The sequence below is a fragment of the Halomonas rhizosphaerae genome (assembly GCF_030010555.1).
Classification (GTDB): Bacteria; Pseudomonadota; Gammaproteobacteria; order Pseudomonadales; family Halomonadaceae; genus Halomonas; species Halomonas rhizosphaerae.
This window is the reverse complement of record NZ_JASCQP010000019.1, coordinates 1-14821: the sequence shown is the minus strand read 5'-3', so window position 1 is coordinate 14821 and position 14821 is coordinate 1. Positions and strand designations below refer to the sequence as shown.

At 68.0% G+C, this 14821-nt stretch carries 13 protein-coding genes; 4 read left to right on the top strand and 9 right to left on the bottom strand.

Going from position 1 to position 14821, the window contains the following annotated elements:
• Positions 1-14: 14 nt before the first annotated feature.
• Both QLQ83_RS06290 and QLQ83_RS06285 read right to left on the bottom strand, forming a co-directional pair.
• The gene (locus QLQ83_RS06290; RefSeq protein ID WP_282734666.1) at positions 15-1460 is read right to left on the bottom strand and encodes a GntP family permease; all 1446 of its coding nucleotides are present in this window, start codon (positions 1458-1460) and stop codon (positions 15-17) included.
• Positions 1461-1664: 204 nt separating this feature from the next.
• A complete protein-coding gene (locus tag QLQ83_RS06285) occupies positions 1665-2873 on the bottom strand; it encodes an MFS transporter (protein ID WP_282734665.1) in 1209 nt (402 codons plus the stop codon).
• Positions 2874-3042: 169 nt separating this feature from the next.
• On the opposite strand from QLQ83_RS06285, the gene QLQ83_RS06280 reads away from it, so the two are divergent.
• Entirely contained in the window at positions 3043-3231 is a 189-nt protein-coding gene (locus tag QLQ83_RS06280) for a hypothetical protein (protein ID WP_282734664.1), read from the top strand.
• Between the two features lie 27 nt (positions 3232-3258).
• Here QLQ83_RS06280 and QLQ83_RS06275 read toward each other — a convergent pair whose 3' ends face one another.
• The 7 genes from QLQ83_RS06275 to QLQ83_RS06245 form a co-directional block, all read right to left on the bottom strand.
• A complete protein-coding gene (locus tag QLQ83_RS06275) occupies positions 3259-4359 on the bottom strand; it encodes a pyridoxal phosphate-dependent aminotransferase (RefSeq protein WP_282734663.1) in 1101 nt (366 codons plus the stop codon).
• Between the two features lie 33 nt (positions 4360-4392).
• Positions 4393-5352 (bottom strand): DMT family transporter, encoded by a 960-nt coding sequence (locus QLQ83_RS06270; RefSeq protein WP_282734662.1) that lies wholly within the window; start codon positions 5350-5352, stop codon positions 4393-4395.
• A 7-nt stretch (positions 5353-5359) separates the two neighbouring features.
• A complete protein-coding gene (locus tag QLQ83_RS06265) occupies positions 5360-6754 on the bottom strand; it encodes an FAD-binding oxidoreductase (protein ID WP_282734661.1) in 1395 nt (464 codons plus the stop codon).
• Positions 6755-6777: 23 nt separating this feature from the next.
• Positions 6778-8394 carry an ABC transporter ATP-binding protein gene (locus QLQ83_RS06260; protein ID WP_282734660.1) on the bottom strand — a complete coding sequence of 539 codons (1617 nt, stop codon included), beginning with the start codon at positions 8392-8394 and terminating at the stop codon, positions 6778-6780.
• A gap of 21 nt (positions 8395-8415) precedes the next feature.
• Positions 8416-9252 (bottom strand): ABC transporter permease, encoded by an 837-nt coding sequence (locus tag QLQ83_RS06255; protein ID WP_133635000.1) that lies wholly within the window; start codon positions 9250-9252, stop codon positions 8416-8418.
• Positions 9249-10226 (bottom strand): ABC transporter permease, encoded by a 978-nt coding sequence (locus QLQ83_RS06250; RefSeq protein ID WP_282734659.1) that lies wholly within the window; start codon positions 10224-10226, stop codon positions 9249-9251. Before QLQ83_RS06250 ends, QLQ83_RS06255 begins: the two co-directional genes overlap by 4 nt.
• Positions 10227-10298: 72 nt before the next feature.
• Entirely contained in the window at positions 10299-11852 is a 1554-nt protein-coding gene (locus tag QLQ83_RS06245) for an ABC transporter substrate-binding protein (RefSeq protein ID WP_282734658.1), read from the bottom strand.
• Between the two features lie 162 nt (positions 11853-12014).
• On the opposite strand from QLQ83_RS06245, the gene QLQ83_RS06240 reads away from it, so the two are divergent.
• From QLQ83_RS06240 to dctP, 3 genes are all read left to right on the top strand, one after another.
• Positions 12015-12701, top strand: coding sequence for a GntR family transcriptional regulator (locus QLQ83_RS06240; RefSeq protein WP_282734657.1), 687 nt, complete (start codon positions 12015-12017; stop codon positions 12699-12701).
• A gap of 86 nt (positions 12702-12787) precedes the next feature.
• Entirely contained in the window at positions 12788-13633 is an 846-nt protein-coding gene (locus QLQ83_RS06235; RefSeq protein ID WP_282734656.1) for an AraC family transcriptional regulator, read from the top strand.
• Positions 13634-13717: 84 nt separating this feature from the next.
• Entirely contained in the window at positions 13718-14791 is a 1074-nt protein-coding gene (dctP, locus tag QLQ83_RS06230; RefSeq protein ID WP_282734655.1) for a TRAP transporter substrate-binding protein DctP, read from the top strand.
• Positions 14792-14821 lie beyond the last annotated feature (30 nt).

Here is a 14821-nt window from a genome sequence, read left to right as displayed (position 1 = left end):
ATGAACCTCCCGCCTCAGAACGACCCCGCCAGGCTGCCCAGGGTGATCAGCAGCACCAGCGAGATGATGGGGACCACTACGGCCACCACCGCAATATCGAGGTAGGCTTGGCGGTGCGTCAGGCCACAGATGGAGAGCAGCGTGATCACCGCGCCGTTATGCGGCAGCGCATCCAGCCCGCCGGTGGCGACGGCCGTGACCCGGTGCATCAGTTCGGGGGCGATGCCGGTGGCCTGGCCCATGGCCAGGTAGGTGTCGCCGAGTGTCGCCAGGGCGATGCTCATGCCGCCGGAGGCCGAGCCGGTCATGCCGGCCAGCAGGTTGACCGCAATGGCCAGCGAGATCAGGGGGTTGTCGCCGCCTACCGAGGTCACCCAGAGGCTGATCGTGTCGAACGCCGTCAGGGAGGCAATCACCGAGCCGAAGCCGACCAGGCTGGCGGTATTGAAGATCGGCAGCAGCGAGGCATTGGCACCGCTGTCGAGAGTGCTCGTGAGGGCCTCGAGACGACGCAGATTGGTGGCGATGATGACCCCGATGGCGATGACCAGGGCAGCGATGACCGACCAGACGCCACGAACGGACTCGATGCTGGTGGCGCCATAGGTCGGCTCGGCGAGATAGCCGGTGTCCATGGCCGGTATCACCACCGTCGTGAACAGCAGGTTCAGGACAATGACCAGCACGATGGGCAGCAGCGCCAGGGTCAAGGGAGGAAGATCGCGAATCGGCTGTGCAGTGACCTCGGCCAGGTCGAAGCCTTCGCCTGCCGCGTGTTCGCGCAGGTGACCGGCCGGTGGTGCCTTCTCCTGGTGGTTGCCGTAGCCTTCGCCGGTCGCTCGTGCCTGGCGAGCCCGATGGTTCAGCCAGGCCTGCCCCAGCCCCAGCATGACCAGGCCGGTGAGGATGCCGAGCCCAGGCGCGGCAAACGGCGAGGTGCCGAAATAGGGCATGGGAATGGCATTCTGGATGGCCGGCGTGCCCGGCAGCGCCGTCATGGTGAAGGTGAAGGCGCCCAGGGCGATGGTGCCGGGGATGAGCCGCTTGGGCAGGCCGGCCTGACGGAACAGCGCCGCGGCGATCGGGTAGACCGCGAAGGCCACCACGAACAGCGAGACGCCGCCGTAGGTCATCACCGCGCAGGAGAGCAACACCGCCAGGATGGCGCGGGTGTCGCCCAGGCGCTCGACGATGGCGCTGGCCAGCACCTCGGCGCTGCCCGAGTCTTCCATGAGCTTGCCGAACACCGCCCCCAGCAGGAACAGCGGGAAGTAGCGAACGATGAAGTCGCCGGCGGCCCCCATGAAGACCTGGGTGTAGCTGGCCAGCAGGGGCGTGCCGACCGAGACCAGTGCCACCAGTGCGGCCAGCAGCGGGGCCAGGATCAACAGGCTGAGGCCGCGGTAGGCCAGAACCATCAATAGCAGCAGCGCAATGGCGATCGCCGAGATACCGATCATCGATCCTTTCCTGTGCCATGTCCTGTGGGAGCGTCTTGCTGGAGGCGCTGAGCGCCTCGATGGCCGTTGTCACTCGACGCGGTGCCGCTCAACACAACCGGCTGCCGAGCAGCAGCAGGCTGGCATCCAGGGTCTGCCAGCCCCACCAGGCCAGCGCCAGGGCGGCGGTGGCCAGCAGGGCGAACAGCCCCCGTCGGGCGCGACTCATGCCTCGGCCTCGGCGCTGGCCTGGCGCTTCACCGGCACCTCGTCGATGAACCAGTGCAGGGCGGCCGCCGCCACGGAGAGCAGGATGGCGAGCCGCCATACCAGGTCGTAGTCGCCGTTGAGGTCGTAGAAGTAGCCGCCCAGCCAGACGCCCATGAAGGAGCCCAGCTGGTGGAAGAGGAAGACGATGCCGCCGAGCATGGAGAGGTGGCGCACGCCGAACACCGAGGCGACGATGCCGTTGGTCAGCGGCACCGTGGAGAGCCACAGCAGGCCCATGGCGATGCCGAACAGGTAGGCGCTCACCGCGCTCAGGGGAACGACCAGGAAGGCGGTGATCACCATGCCGCGGATCAGGTAGAGCCAGGTCAGCAGGCGCGGCTTGGAGAGAAAGCCGCCGAGCCAGCCGGCGGTGTAGGTGCCGACGATGTTGAACAGCCCCACCAGCGCCAGCACGGTGCTGCCCACCTGCACGGCGATGCCGCTGTCGACCAGGTAGCCGGGCAGGTGGACGCCAATGAACACCACCTGGAAGCCGCAGACGAAGAAGCCCATGCAGAGCAGCCAGAAGCCACGATGGCCGGCCGCCTCGTCGAGCGCCGCACCCAGCGAGAGGTCGCTGGCCAGACGGGGGGAAGGGCGGTCGCGCAACATCCCTCCGAGCGGCACCATCAAGGCCGCCAGTGCGCCCATCACCAGCAGGGCGGCGGACCAGCCGAGCCACTCCAGCAGTCCCAGGGTGCCGGGCAGCATCGCGAACTGGCCGAAGGAGCCCGCGGCGCTGACGATGCCCATGGCCAGGCTGCGCTTCTCGGGCGGCACGGCGCGGCCCACGGCCCCGAGGATCACCGAGAAGGTGGTGCCCGAGAGCCCCAGGCCGATCAGCAGCCCGGCACTCATCGACATCCCCAGGGCCGAGTCCGACAGCCCCATCATGGACAGCCCCAGGGCATAGAGCAGGCCCCCCGCCACCACGATCCGTGCGGCCCCGAAGCGATCGGCCAGGGCCCCGCTGAAGGGCTGGGAGAGTCCCCAGATCAGGTTCTGCAGGGCCAGGGCGAAGGCGAAGACCTCCCGTCCCCAGCCCAGGTCACTGCTCATCGGCTCCAGGAAGAGGCCGAAGCCATGGCGCAGGCCCATGGCCAGCGAGATGACCAGGCTGCCCAGGACGATGATCAGCAGAGTGTGGCGGCGCAGCGCATCCATTCGGGAACGACCTGTTTGCAGACTAATGACAAGCCACTATCGCGCGTCCGTTTTCCCTTGGCCACTGTCTCTTGTTGGAGACGGCTGCGTCGCCGTTGCGCCACATGGGTAGGGTGGCCAGGGTTCGCTAGAATGCCGCTGCACAGCACCCTGACACGGAGGTTTCCCCATGACCCGACACTCGACGCTCCTGATCTGCCTGATCGGCGCCAGCCTGTTGCTGGCCGGCTGCAGCTACACGCCCGCGCGCATCCAGTCCGAACCGCTGGTGGTCATCGATGACGACCGGGGCCACGACCACTACGACCGTCGCGGCGGCTTCTGTCCGCCGGGACAGGCCAAGAAGGGGCGTTGCTGACGACGCCTTGCCCGGCGCTGGACGCGTCTACCGCAGGGCGTCTTCCAGGATCTGCAGTCGCCCGGGGACCAGGGCATCCTCCACGGCGGTGATGCGCAGCACGTGGCCGAGGTCGGGGTGGGCCGGACGGGCAATCAGCCGCCCGGCCTCGAGCAGTTCGCGGTTGACCCGTTCAGCGAGCTCGGCGCTGGGCAACCGGATGCCGATGAAATTGGTGGCGCTGGGCAGTACCTCGGCGCCGAGCCCGCGGAAGTGCTCGGTCAGGCGCTCGCGGCGATTCAGCACCGCGGCGATGTGCTCGCGGGTCTCGTCGGGATGGTCCAGCACCACCTCGGCGGCGGCCAGGGTCAGCGTCGAGACCGCATAGTGGATGCGCACCTTCATCATCATCGCCAGGGTCTCGGGCTCGGCGATGGCGTAGCCGATGCGCAGCCCCGCCATCCCGTGGGCCTTGGAGAGGGTGCGCAGGCGGATCACGCCGGGCAGCACCTCGCGGGCGAAGGGAGAATCGGCATCCTCGCGGAAGTCGTGGTAGGCCTCGTCGAGCAGCAGCCAGCAGTCGTCGGGCAGCGTCTCGCGCAGGCGGCGAACGGCCGCGTCGTCATGCAGGTGGCCGCTGGGGTTGTCGGGATTGGCGAGGTAGACCAGTCGGGCCTGTTCCCGCCGGGCAGCGGCGGAGAGGGCCTCGAGGTCCGGGGCGAGGCGGCCCGGCGCCTCCTCGTAGGGCACCTCGACCAGCCGACAGCCCTGGCCCCGGGCGAAGTAGCCGAAGGTGGGGTAGGTGCCGGCGGTGGCCACCACGGCGGTGCCGGCCTCGGCCACGGTGCGCAGGGCGAGGGCGATCAGGCTGTCGGCCCCGGCGTCGACCAGTAGGGCCTCGAGCACAATGCCCTGCTGCCCGGCGAGCCGCTGGCGCACGCCCAGCGCCTCCGAATCCCCGTAGCAATAGGCATGCTCGACCATGGCATCGCCGAAGTGTGCGCGCAGGGCGCGGTGGGGCATGTCGAGCCCCTCGTTGGAGCCGAGGCGGTGGGGAATCTCGCGGCCCAGGCGGCGCTCCAGCACGCGGATCCCGGGGAAGGGGTTGGTGGGGCCGTCGCCGGTCAGGTGGTCGGGAAAGCGGGGCATCGGGAACTCCCAGTCAGCTGTGGTCGAGGGGATTCAATCACGGTCGGTCAGTCGCGGGGCGGGGTCAAGGCGTCGCCTGCCGAGCAGGACGACGGCAATGGCGCCGAGGATCAGCAGCAGCGCCACCACCACCTGCGGCGTCAGGGGCTCACCCAGCAGCAGACTGGCGCTGCCGACGCCGACCACCGGAATGAGCAGGGTGCTGGTGGTGGACTCCCCCACGGTGAGGCGGTTGACGTTGCGAAACCATAGCATCTGCGCCAGGCAGATCGAGAATACCAGGTGGTAGCCGAGTGCCAGCCACGTCGTGTCGAGCCAGTCCCCGGGCGGTGGCGGCGACTCCCGCCAAGCCGCCAGTCCGATCATCGGTGCCGCACAGAGCGCGAACTGCCAGCCGGTGATCACCACCGGGTGGCTCTCCCAATGCCCACGCCGCTTGATCAGCACGGTGCCCAGCGCCCAGGAGAGGGCCGCGCCGAGCATGATGACGGGGCCAATGAGGTCCTCGGTCCGCGCCGCCAGCGCTGCGGGACCGAGCAGCACGATCAGCCCCAGCTGGCCGGTGGCCAGCCCCAGCCACTGGCGTGTGCTGATCCTGTCGCCGAGCAACCCCCAGGCCATCAGCAATGCCCAGCACGGCATGGTGAAGGCGATGATCGCCGCCTGGGAGGTCGGCATGCGCAGCTGGCCAAAGGCGGTCGCCAGGTTGAAGCCGAGGATGGTGAACAGTCCCGTGACCGCGAGCCACGGCCACTCCCTGCCCCCCACGCGAAGCGGAAGGCCGCGCCAGCGGGCCCAGCCCAGCAGCACCAGCGCACCGGCGGAGAAGCCGATGGCGCGCAGGGTGAAGGGCGGCAGGTCCCGAAGGATGAAGCGCACCGCCGGCCAGTTGCCGCCCCAGAAGAGCCCGATGGCGAGGATCAAGGCCAGCGTGCCGAGCATCGGGCGGGGGGTGAGCGCGAGTGGCAATCGGTCAGGGAGGAAGCGTGCCATCGAGGGGTCAGCCGTCCTGCGGTGCGAGCACCTTGTGGCGATTGAGCAGCCCGTGGGGGTCGAGGGCTCGCTTGAGGGTATGCATCAGCGTGATCTCCTCCGGGGTACGCGAGAGGGCAAGGTAGTCGCGCTTTTCCAGGCCGATGCCGTGCTCGGCCGACACCGAGCCGCCAAGTTCGGCCAGTGGCGTGTAGACCAGGTGTTCGACGGCGCGGCGGGCCGCCGGATCGGCACTGCCGACGGTGATGGAAATATGCAGGTTGCCATCGCCCAGGTGGCCGAAGGTGACCATGCGTCCCCGAGGCCAGTCGCGCGCCAGGGCCGCTTCCAGGCTGGTGACATAGCGATTCATCTCGCCGATCGGCAGGCTGACGTCGAAGGTGAGCAGCGGCGAGAGGGCCTGGATCAGCCCCTCGATGTCCTCGCGTATCGCCCAGAGGGCCTGGCGTTGAGCGTCGGACTGGGCGATGACCGCATCACTGATCAACTCGTCTTCCAGGGCGCGCTCCAGGGCAAGGGAGAACTGGGCGCCATGGCTCTGGGGCTCGCTGCCCAGCGATTCGAGGATCACGTAGAAGGGGGCGTCGGGGGAGAGCGGTGGCGTGTGCCGGCCGCTCTCCTCGGTGAGCAGCCGATAGTGGCTCTGCCACATCGCCTCGAAGGCCGCCAGACTGCCGCCGAGATGCCGGCCCAGATGGCCCAGCAGGCCGGTCAGGTTCTCGAAGGAGGGGCAGGCGACCAGCGCCGTCTGCACGTCCGGGGTAGGCGGCTGGAGGTGCAGCACTGCCCGGGTGACGATACCCAGTGTCCCCTCGCTGCCGATGAACAGTTGCTTGAGGTCGAAGCCCGCATTGTTCTTGAGCATGCGGTTCATCGAGCTGACCACGGTGCCGTCGGCCAGCACCGCTTCGAGCCCCAGCACCTGCTGGCGCATCATGCCGTAGCGGATGACCCGGATGCCGCCGGCATTGGTGGCGATATTGCCGCCGATGGTGCAGCTGCCGCGGGCACCCAGGTCCAGGGCGAACTGCAGGCCCACCGCCTCGGCGGCCTGCTGGACGCTCTGCAGAGGCGCCCCCGCCTGTACGGTGAGTGTGGCACTGACCGGGTCGACGGCTTCGATGGCGGTCATGCGCTCAAGCGACACGGCCAGCTCATCGGGGCCCGCCTCGGTGCCATGCACGAGTCCGGTGAGGCCGCCGTGGGTGACCACCGGCTGGCGGGCGGCGTGGCAGGCACGCATCACCTCGGCGAGCTCCCTGGTCGATCCCGGTCGCACGATGGCCCCGGCGCGGCAGGGGGCACCGGTCAGCCAGTCGACGCGTCGAGCACTGACATCCTCGCCGGTGAGGACGTTGGCGGCGCCGACGATGGCGGTGATCTCCTTCAAGAGGGCGTCCATGACAGGTTCAGGCTCCGGGTGGGTCAGGCGGTGGCCAGGACCTGCGCCCTGCCGGGGATGGCCTCGAGCAGTTCGCGGGTATAGGCCTCCTGCGGCGAGAGGAAGACCGCTTCCGCGGTGCCGTGCTCGACGATGCGACCGTGCTGCATGACGATGATGTGGTCGCAGATCTGGGCGGCGACGCGCAGGTCATGGGTGATGAACAACAGCGATAGCGAGAGCTTCTGCTTCAGGTCCTCGAGCAATTCCAGGATCTGCGCCTGAATGGAGACGTCCAGGGCAGAGACGGCCTCGTCGGCGACGATCAGTTCGGGATTGAGGGCCAGCGCCCGGGCGATGCCGATGCGCTGGCGCTGGCCTCCGGAGAACTCATGGGGGAAGCGTTCGGCCGAGGCGACGCCCAGGCCGACCAGGTCGAGCAGGTCACCGGCCTCCTTGAGCGCCTGCTGCCGGTTCACGCCGTTGGCGATGGGCCCCTGGGCGATGGCCATGCCGACCCGGGTGCGCGGGTTGAGCGAGGCATAGGGGTCCTGGAAGATCATCTGCACCCGCCGGCGCTCGCGGCGCAGGAACTCGCCCTTGAGGCTGGTGAGGTCGACGCCGTCGAGCAGCAATTCACCGCTGTCGGGCCGCTCCAGGCGCACCACGCAGCGTCCCAGGGTCGACTTGCCGGAGCCCGACTCGCCGACGATGCCCACCGTCTCGCCGCGTGCCATGGTGAAGCTGACGTCGTCCAGGGCATGGACCTCACGCGAGGGCTTGAAGAGGCCTCCGCGGGAGCGGAAGACCTTCTGCAGGTGACGCACCTCGAGCAGCGGGGCACTCTGGTCGGCCTCGCGGGCGGCGGGCATGGCGTTGCTGGGAATCGCCTCGATCAGCGCCCGGGTATAGTCGTGCCGGGGATGTTCCAGCACCTCCCGGGCCTCACCGAGTTCGACGATGCGCCCCTCGCGCATCACGCAGACCCGGGTCGCGATCTCGGCCACCACGCCGAAATCGTGGGTGATGAACATCACGGCCATGCCGTGGCGACGCTGGAGGTCGCCGATCAGGTCGAGGATCTGTGCCTGGGTGGTGACGTCCAGCGCCGTGGTGGGTTCGTCGGCGATCAGCAGCTCCGGCTCGAGCGCCAGGGCCATGGCGATCATCACCCGCTGGCGTTGGCCGCCGGAGAGCTCGAAGGGATAGGCGCGGATGGCCTTCTCGGGCTGGGGGATGCCCACTTCCGTCAGCAGCTCCAGGGCACGGGCCTGTCGCTCGCGCGGGGTCAGCCTGTTGTGGGCCTCGAACACCTCGCCGATCTGGGCGCCGACCCGCATCAGCGGATTGAGGGCGGTCATCGGCTCCTGGAAGATCATGCCGATACGCAGCCCGCGCAGGGCACGATGCTGCGTCTCGGTGAGCTGGAGCAGATCCTGGCCATCGAACACCACCTCGCCAGCGGTGGCCCGCACCCCCTTGGGCAGCAGGCCCATGAGGGCATTGGCGGCCATCGACTTGCCGGAGCCGGACTCGCCGACCACGCACATGATCTCGCCGCGTGCCACGTCATAGCTGACGTCCTCCACGGCGAAGTCGCGATCGGCACCGTGCGGCAGGGCAATGCTCAGGTGGCGAATGCTCAGCAGGGTGTCAGTCATGGGATTCTCCTTCGCCACCGCTCATGAACGTTCCCGGGCGAGCTTGGGGTTGAGAGCGTCGTCGAGGCCTTCGCCCACCAGGTTGAGTGCCAGCACGGTGAGCAGGATTGCCACACCGGGGAAGAAGCTCAGCCACCAGGCCTGACGGATCACCGTGCGTGCCGCCCCGATCATGTAGCCCCAGGACATCACGTTGGGGTCGCCCAGGCCGAGGAAGGAAAGGGCGGACTCCAGCAGGATGGCCGTCGCCACCATCAGCGAGGCCAGCACGATGATCGGTGACAGGGTATTGGGCAGGATTTGACGCAGGATGATGGTGGCGTTGGTCTGGCCCACCAGCCGGGCGGCTTCCACGTACTCGCGGTGTCGCAGTGACAGGAACTCGGCGCGCACCAGGCGCGCCACCGGCGGCCAGCTGACGATGGCGATGGCCAGCACGATGGAGGTGATGCTGGGCTGCATGATCGCGACCAGCACGATGGCCAGGGCGAAGTTGGGGATGGTCTGGAAGAACTCGGTGAAGCGCATCAGGGCGTCGTCGACGAGGCCCCCGTAGTAGCCGGCAATGGCCCCCAGCGGCACGCCGATCGCCAGGGCCACCGTGGTCGAGACCAGCCCGATCAGCAGCGAGACCCAGGCGCCGTGCATCAGGCCGGCCGCGACGTTGCGTCCCATGGTGTCGGTACCCAGCGGGAAGCCTTCCGTCTCGAGCGGCGGCAGGAAGGGGCGCTGGACCATGCGCCAGGGCGATTCGGGGAACAGCAGCGGGGCCAGGATGGCCATCAGGATGATCGCCATCAGGATGATCAGGCCCACCAGGGCGCCGCGGTTCTGGGCGAAGCGGGCGAAGAAGCTCATGACGCCTCCTTGATGCGCGGGTCGGCCAGGCGGTAGACGAGGTCGGTGATGATGTTGAAGACGATCACCAGGGCCGCCGAGAAGAAGAAGATGCCCAGCAGCAGGTTGTAGTCGCGTTGCTGCAGGGCCTCGAACATCAACCGGCCGATGCCGGGCCAGGCGAAGACCGTCTCGGTGAGGATGGCCCCGCCGACCATCTGCCCCGCCTGCAGGCCGGCCAGGGTGATGATCGGCAGCAGGGCGTTGCGCAGGATGTGGCGTCGCTGGATGACGCTGTTCTTCAGGCCCTTGGCGCGTGCCGTCTTGACGAAGTCCTGCTGGGCGGCCTCGAGCATCGACGCCCGCGTCATGCGGGTGTAGATGGCCATGAAGAACAGCGCGAGCGTGGTGGCCGGCAGGATGAGGTGCTTGCCGACGTCCAGGGCGAGGGCGAACCCCTCCAGGCCCGCGCCCACGGTGTACATGCCGTAGGCCGGCAGCCAGTCGAGATAGACCGAGAACAGCACCACGGCCATCAATGCGACCCAGAACAGCGGGGTAGCGTAGAAGATCAGCGCCAGGGCCATGATGATCGAGCCCGAGGGCTTCTTGACCCGGGCCGCGGCCAGCGAGCCGGCGACGATGCCCAGCACCAGCGACAGCACGAAGGCGGTGCCGGTGAGCAGCAGGGTGGCCGGCAAGCGAGCCAGGATCAGGTCGAGCACCGGCACCTGCTGGCGGTAGGAAAAGCCGAAATCGAGCATGGCCACGCCGGAGACATAGCGCCACAGCTGCACGTGGAGCGGCTGGTCCAGGCCGAAGCGCTCGGTCAGCTGGCGCAGGAACTCCGCATCGGTGGCCCCGGCCTCGCCGGCCAGGATGGCGGCCGGGTCGCCCGGCGCCATCTGGATGAGGAAGAAGTTTAAGATGATGATCATGAACAGCACGATCACGGCCTTGAGCAGCCGTGACGCGATCAGCCTGACATAGAGCATGCCATTACCCCCTGGCGACGTGGGACGCGGTGGAACGGCGCAGGGGCGGCCGTGAGGGCCGCCCCGCATGGCTTACCTGTCGAGCCAGGCGTCCTTGAAGCCGTCATTGACGCCCACGCCCGAGGTCACCAGGTCCTTGACGTCACAGCGGTAGATGGTCGGGAAGCCGAGTTCCAGCAGCCAGCCCACCGGCACGTCCTCCTGGAGGATCTCCTGGACCTCGTGATAGAGCGCCTCGCGCTCCTCGTCCGGAAAGGCCGTTGCGGCCTGGTTGAACAGCTCGTCGACCCGCTCGTTCTCGTAGCCCTCGACGTTGTTCCAGGGCGAGCCCTTCTCGATGTTGCTGGAGAGGTAGGTGCGCGAGATGCCGAGTGCTGGGTCGCCATACTGGTAGAGGTAGGTGAAGGCGAGGTCGTAGTCCCAGTCGCCGAGGCGCTGGTTCCAGCCGCCCACGTCGGTGGCCTCGGTTCGCACGTTGATGCCGACCTCCTTGAGATTCTGCTGCACGGCCTCGGCCCAGCGCGTCCAGGTCTCCCCATAGGGCAGCGGCAGCAGGCGGACCTCCTCGCCGTCATACCCCATCTCGTCGAGTAGCTCGCGGGCGCGGTCCGGGTCGTGGTCGTAGGGCTCCAGGTCATCGTTCTGGAACCTGGCGTTGGAGCCGAACGCCCCCAGCGGTACCTGGCCCAGGCCATTCCACAGCACGTCGCGGGCAAACTGGCGATCCATGGCGTACATGACCGCCTGCCGGAAGCGCTTGTCGGCCGTGGGGCCCTCGCGGTTGTTCATCCACAGCATGGCGAAGGGGCTGAAGTACTCGTGGCCCTGCTCGGTCACGCAGGTGTTGTCCAGTTCGGTGAGGCGCGGGATGTCGAAGTTCTCAACGGTGCCGTAGGGCAGCACGTCGACGGTGCCGTTCTCGTAGGCGACCGCGCGGGAGGCGCCATCGGGGATGATGTGCCAGTTGATGCCGTCGAGGTAGGGCAGGTCCTCCTCGTAGTAGTCCTCGTTCTTCACCAGCTGGATGACGGTGCCGCGGTCCCAGTTGTCGAACTTGAAGGGGCCGGTGCCGATGGGATGGTTGTTGGCCTCGTTGTCGCGGAACTCGGTGCCCTCGTAGATGTGCTTGGGCACCATGGTGAAGGTCCCCGCCTCGAAGGAGATCAGGAAGGGGCCGAAGGGCTTCTCTAGAGTGAAGACCACGGTGTGGTCGTCGGTGGCTTCGATGGATTCCACATGCTGCAGCACGGCACGGGCGCTGGGGTTGAGCTCGCGGTGGAAGACATCGGCGGAGAACACCACGTCCTCGGCGGTGAAGGGCTCGCCATCGTGCCAGGTGACATCCTCGCGCAGGTGGAAGGTCCAGGTGCGTCCGTCGTCGCTGACCTCCCAGGATTCTGCGAGCTGGGGTTGGGGCTCCAGGTCGGTGGTATAGCGCAGTAGGCCTTCGTAGATGTTGCCGGCGACCGTGCGGGTCGGGGCGTTCTGGATCATGCCCAGCACCAGGCCCGGCGGCTCGGGCTGGATGATGGTGTCGATGACCCCGCCGGCCTTGGGCTCGTCGGCGAAGGCGGAGGGGGCGGTGATGGCCGCGGCGGCAAGGGCGATGGCCAGTGGTGTCTTCATGATGCTGTCCCCGTTGTGGCGATTGTTGTTGGCAATGGGCAGTCACTCGGATGAAGCTAGCAGGCACCTCTCGAGCTGTCGACAGTCGTCAATCGACGGTCGACAAGCGGCGCCCCTTGGCCATACTGGGAGGGAAGCCTTCCCGACGCGAGTCCGAGCCGCATGCCCGCATCCCCAGTCGTCACGCCCGCCGCCTTCATCCAGCAGCGAAACCTGGTGGACCAGGTGGCCGACTACCTGACCCAGGCCATCATCGGCCAGCGCTTCGCCCCCGGCGAACGGTTGTCCGAGGTGCAACTGGCCCGCGACCTCGGGGTCAGCCGCGCGCCGGTCCGTGAGGCAGCGCGGCTCCTGGAGAGTCGCGGCCTGCTGGTCTCCCAGCCCCGGCGTGGCTTCTTCGTGCGGGCGTTGGATGCCGGAGAGCTCGCCGACATCTTCGACCTCCGGCTCTGCCTGGAACGCCATGCCATGGAGCGGCTCGCCGGGTCCTGTCCGTCCGGGGCCCTGCCGGCACTGCGGCGACAGGTCGAGGTGCTGTGCGAGGCGTCGGGCAGCGGCGACGAGAGCCGGCGCATCGAAGCGGACCTGGCCTTCCATCGCCTGCTGATCGCCTCGGCAGGAAACCGCCGCCTGCTCAGGACCTTCGATGACCTGGCCCACGAGCTGCGGCTGTGCATCACCCTGATCACCAAGACCCACGAGGCGCCGGACTCCATTGCCGAGAGCCATCACCTGCTGCTCGATGCGTTGGCCAGCGGCGATGCTCCGCGCTGTCGCGAGGCCATCGATTACCACATCGGCGTGGCGCGGGACTATGTGGTCCAGGGCATCGAAGGGGCTCGGGAGTGATCACTAGGCCCTCCCACCCGACTTGCTTTCCACCTTGCGTCACGCCATGTTGACGCTGTCGATGGCGACTGGAAGGCGATACCCCGATGACCCTGCTCGATCTTCGCGCCGCCACCCTGGGCCAGGAGCACGTGGCTCATGCCCATGACCACCACCAGCTGATCCTCGCCACCCGCGGGGCCACCGAGCTCTCCATCGAGGGGCGGGGGGATCGGATCACCGGCAGCCGGGGTTGCCTGATTCCCTGCGGCCGCCACCATGACTATCGGGGTGATGGTCGCAACCGCACCTTCGTGCTCGACATTCCTGCCTCGAGCCTGCCGGCCCTGCGCGATGGCGAGGCCATCGGGCGCCTCTTCGAGCGATCGCGCTTCTTCGCCGTGCCGCCACGCCTCAACCGCCTGGCGGCAAGCCTGATGCAGCAACTCGAGTGCTGTCCGGCCCTGCACAGCGAGATCGCCGCGCTGCTGCTGCGGGCCCTCTATCTCCACCTCGAGTCCGACCCCCTGTCCGCGGGTGCCGGCATGGCTGCCAGCCCGGGGTCTAGCGAGCGCCTCGACCTGGCGCGCCTGGACGCCTGGATCGACCGACACCTGGCGGACGAGATCCGCGTCGAGCAGCTGGCCGCGCTCTGCGCCCTGAGCGCGGGCCACTTCCACGCCTGCTTCCGGGAGCTGACCGGCGTGACCCCGCTCGCCTATGTCCAGCGCCGGCGCCTGGATCACGCCCGAGCCCTGGTCACCCACAGCGGCCTGAGTCTCGGCCACATCGCCTCCCTGGTGGGCTTTCGCGACCAGGGCAGTTTCTCCCGCGCCTACCGCCGACGCTTCGCCGTCTCGCCCTCCCGGGCGCGCCGTGAGGGCCAGGCATTCCCGAGTCTCGGGCAAGAGCATCGCAGTTGCGGGCAAGCAGGCGGGCCAGAGTCGACCTAGTCTGAAGGTCAGCTGTCTCGTTGTGTCCTCTGCTGGGAGGGCGAGACAGGGTCACGATAATGACAAGACGACGCGAGGTTGACCATGAAAGCGAAGACTCTCCCCGGTGCCCTGGCGCTGGCCGCGCTACCGCTGGCCATCGCCAGCACCCAGGTGCAGGCCCAGTCCACGGAAATGGCCATCGCCACCATCCTTCCGGAGGACATGAGCAACAACGAGGTCTATCCGGCGCTGGTGCATTTCAAGAACCTGGTCGAGACCCGGACCGATGGCGAGATCACCGTGTCGATCTTCGGCAACAGCCAGCTGGGTTCCGAGGTGGAGACCGGGTCCGAGGTCCAGGGCGGGCGGACCCTGCAGTCCACCATCATCACCACCGGGGCCATGTCGTCCTTCTATGACGACTATCAGCTGATGACCGCCCCCTTCATCTTCGATAACTGGCGCCAGGCCTGGACCTTCTTCGACAGCGAGTGGTTCGCCGACTTCATGTCGGGGACCATCGAGGAGGCCGACATGCGCTACCTGGGCACCTTCGATGACGGTGGCGGCTTCGTGGCCTTCACCAACAACGAGCGCCTGATCAAGACCGTGGAGGACCTCGAGGGGCTCAATATCCGCACCGAGGAGAACCCGGGGCACGTGGCCATCATGAAGTCGCTGGGCGCCTCGGCCACGCCGCTGCCCTGGGGTGAGGTGATCACCGCCCTGGAGACGGGCCTCGCCGACGGCCAGTTCAATGCCCCGGTGCTCAACACCACCTACAACTTCGACGAGGTGACGGACTACACCACCCTGACCGGCCATGTCTACAACAGCGCCGCCTGGCTGGTCAGCGAGGAGTGGTTCCAGAGCCTGACCGAGACGCAGCAGGAGGCCATCGTCACCTCCGCCCGCGAGGCCGTCGCCATCGGCCACGGCATGTCCGGGGCCCTGGCCACGGCCAGCTGGGAGGAGTCCTGCGAGCGCTTCGAGGAGTGCTACATCATGCCCCCCGAGGAGCGGGCGCGCATGTCGGAGATCGCCACGCCGGCATGGAGGGACTGGATCGTCAACGACTTCGGCATCGAGGGCGACAAGGTCGATGCCTTCCTCGCGGAGGTGGTCCGGGTCGGTGAGGAGGTGAGCGAATCGGACGTGGCCGTCTATGGCCGCTGATGGTCGACCCTGATCCGCCCCGTCGACCGG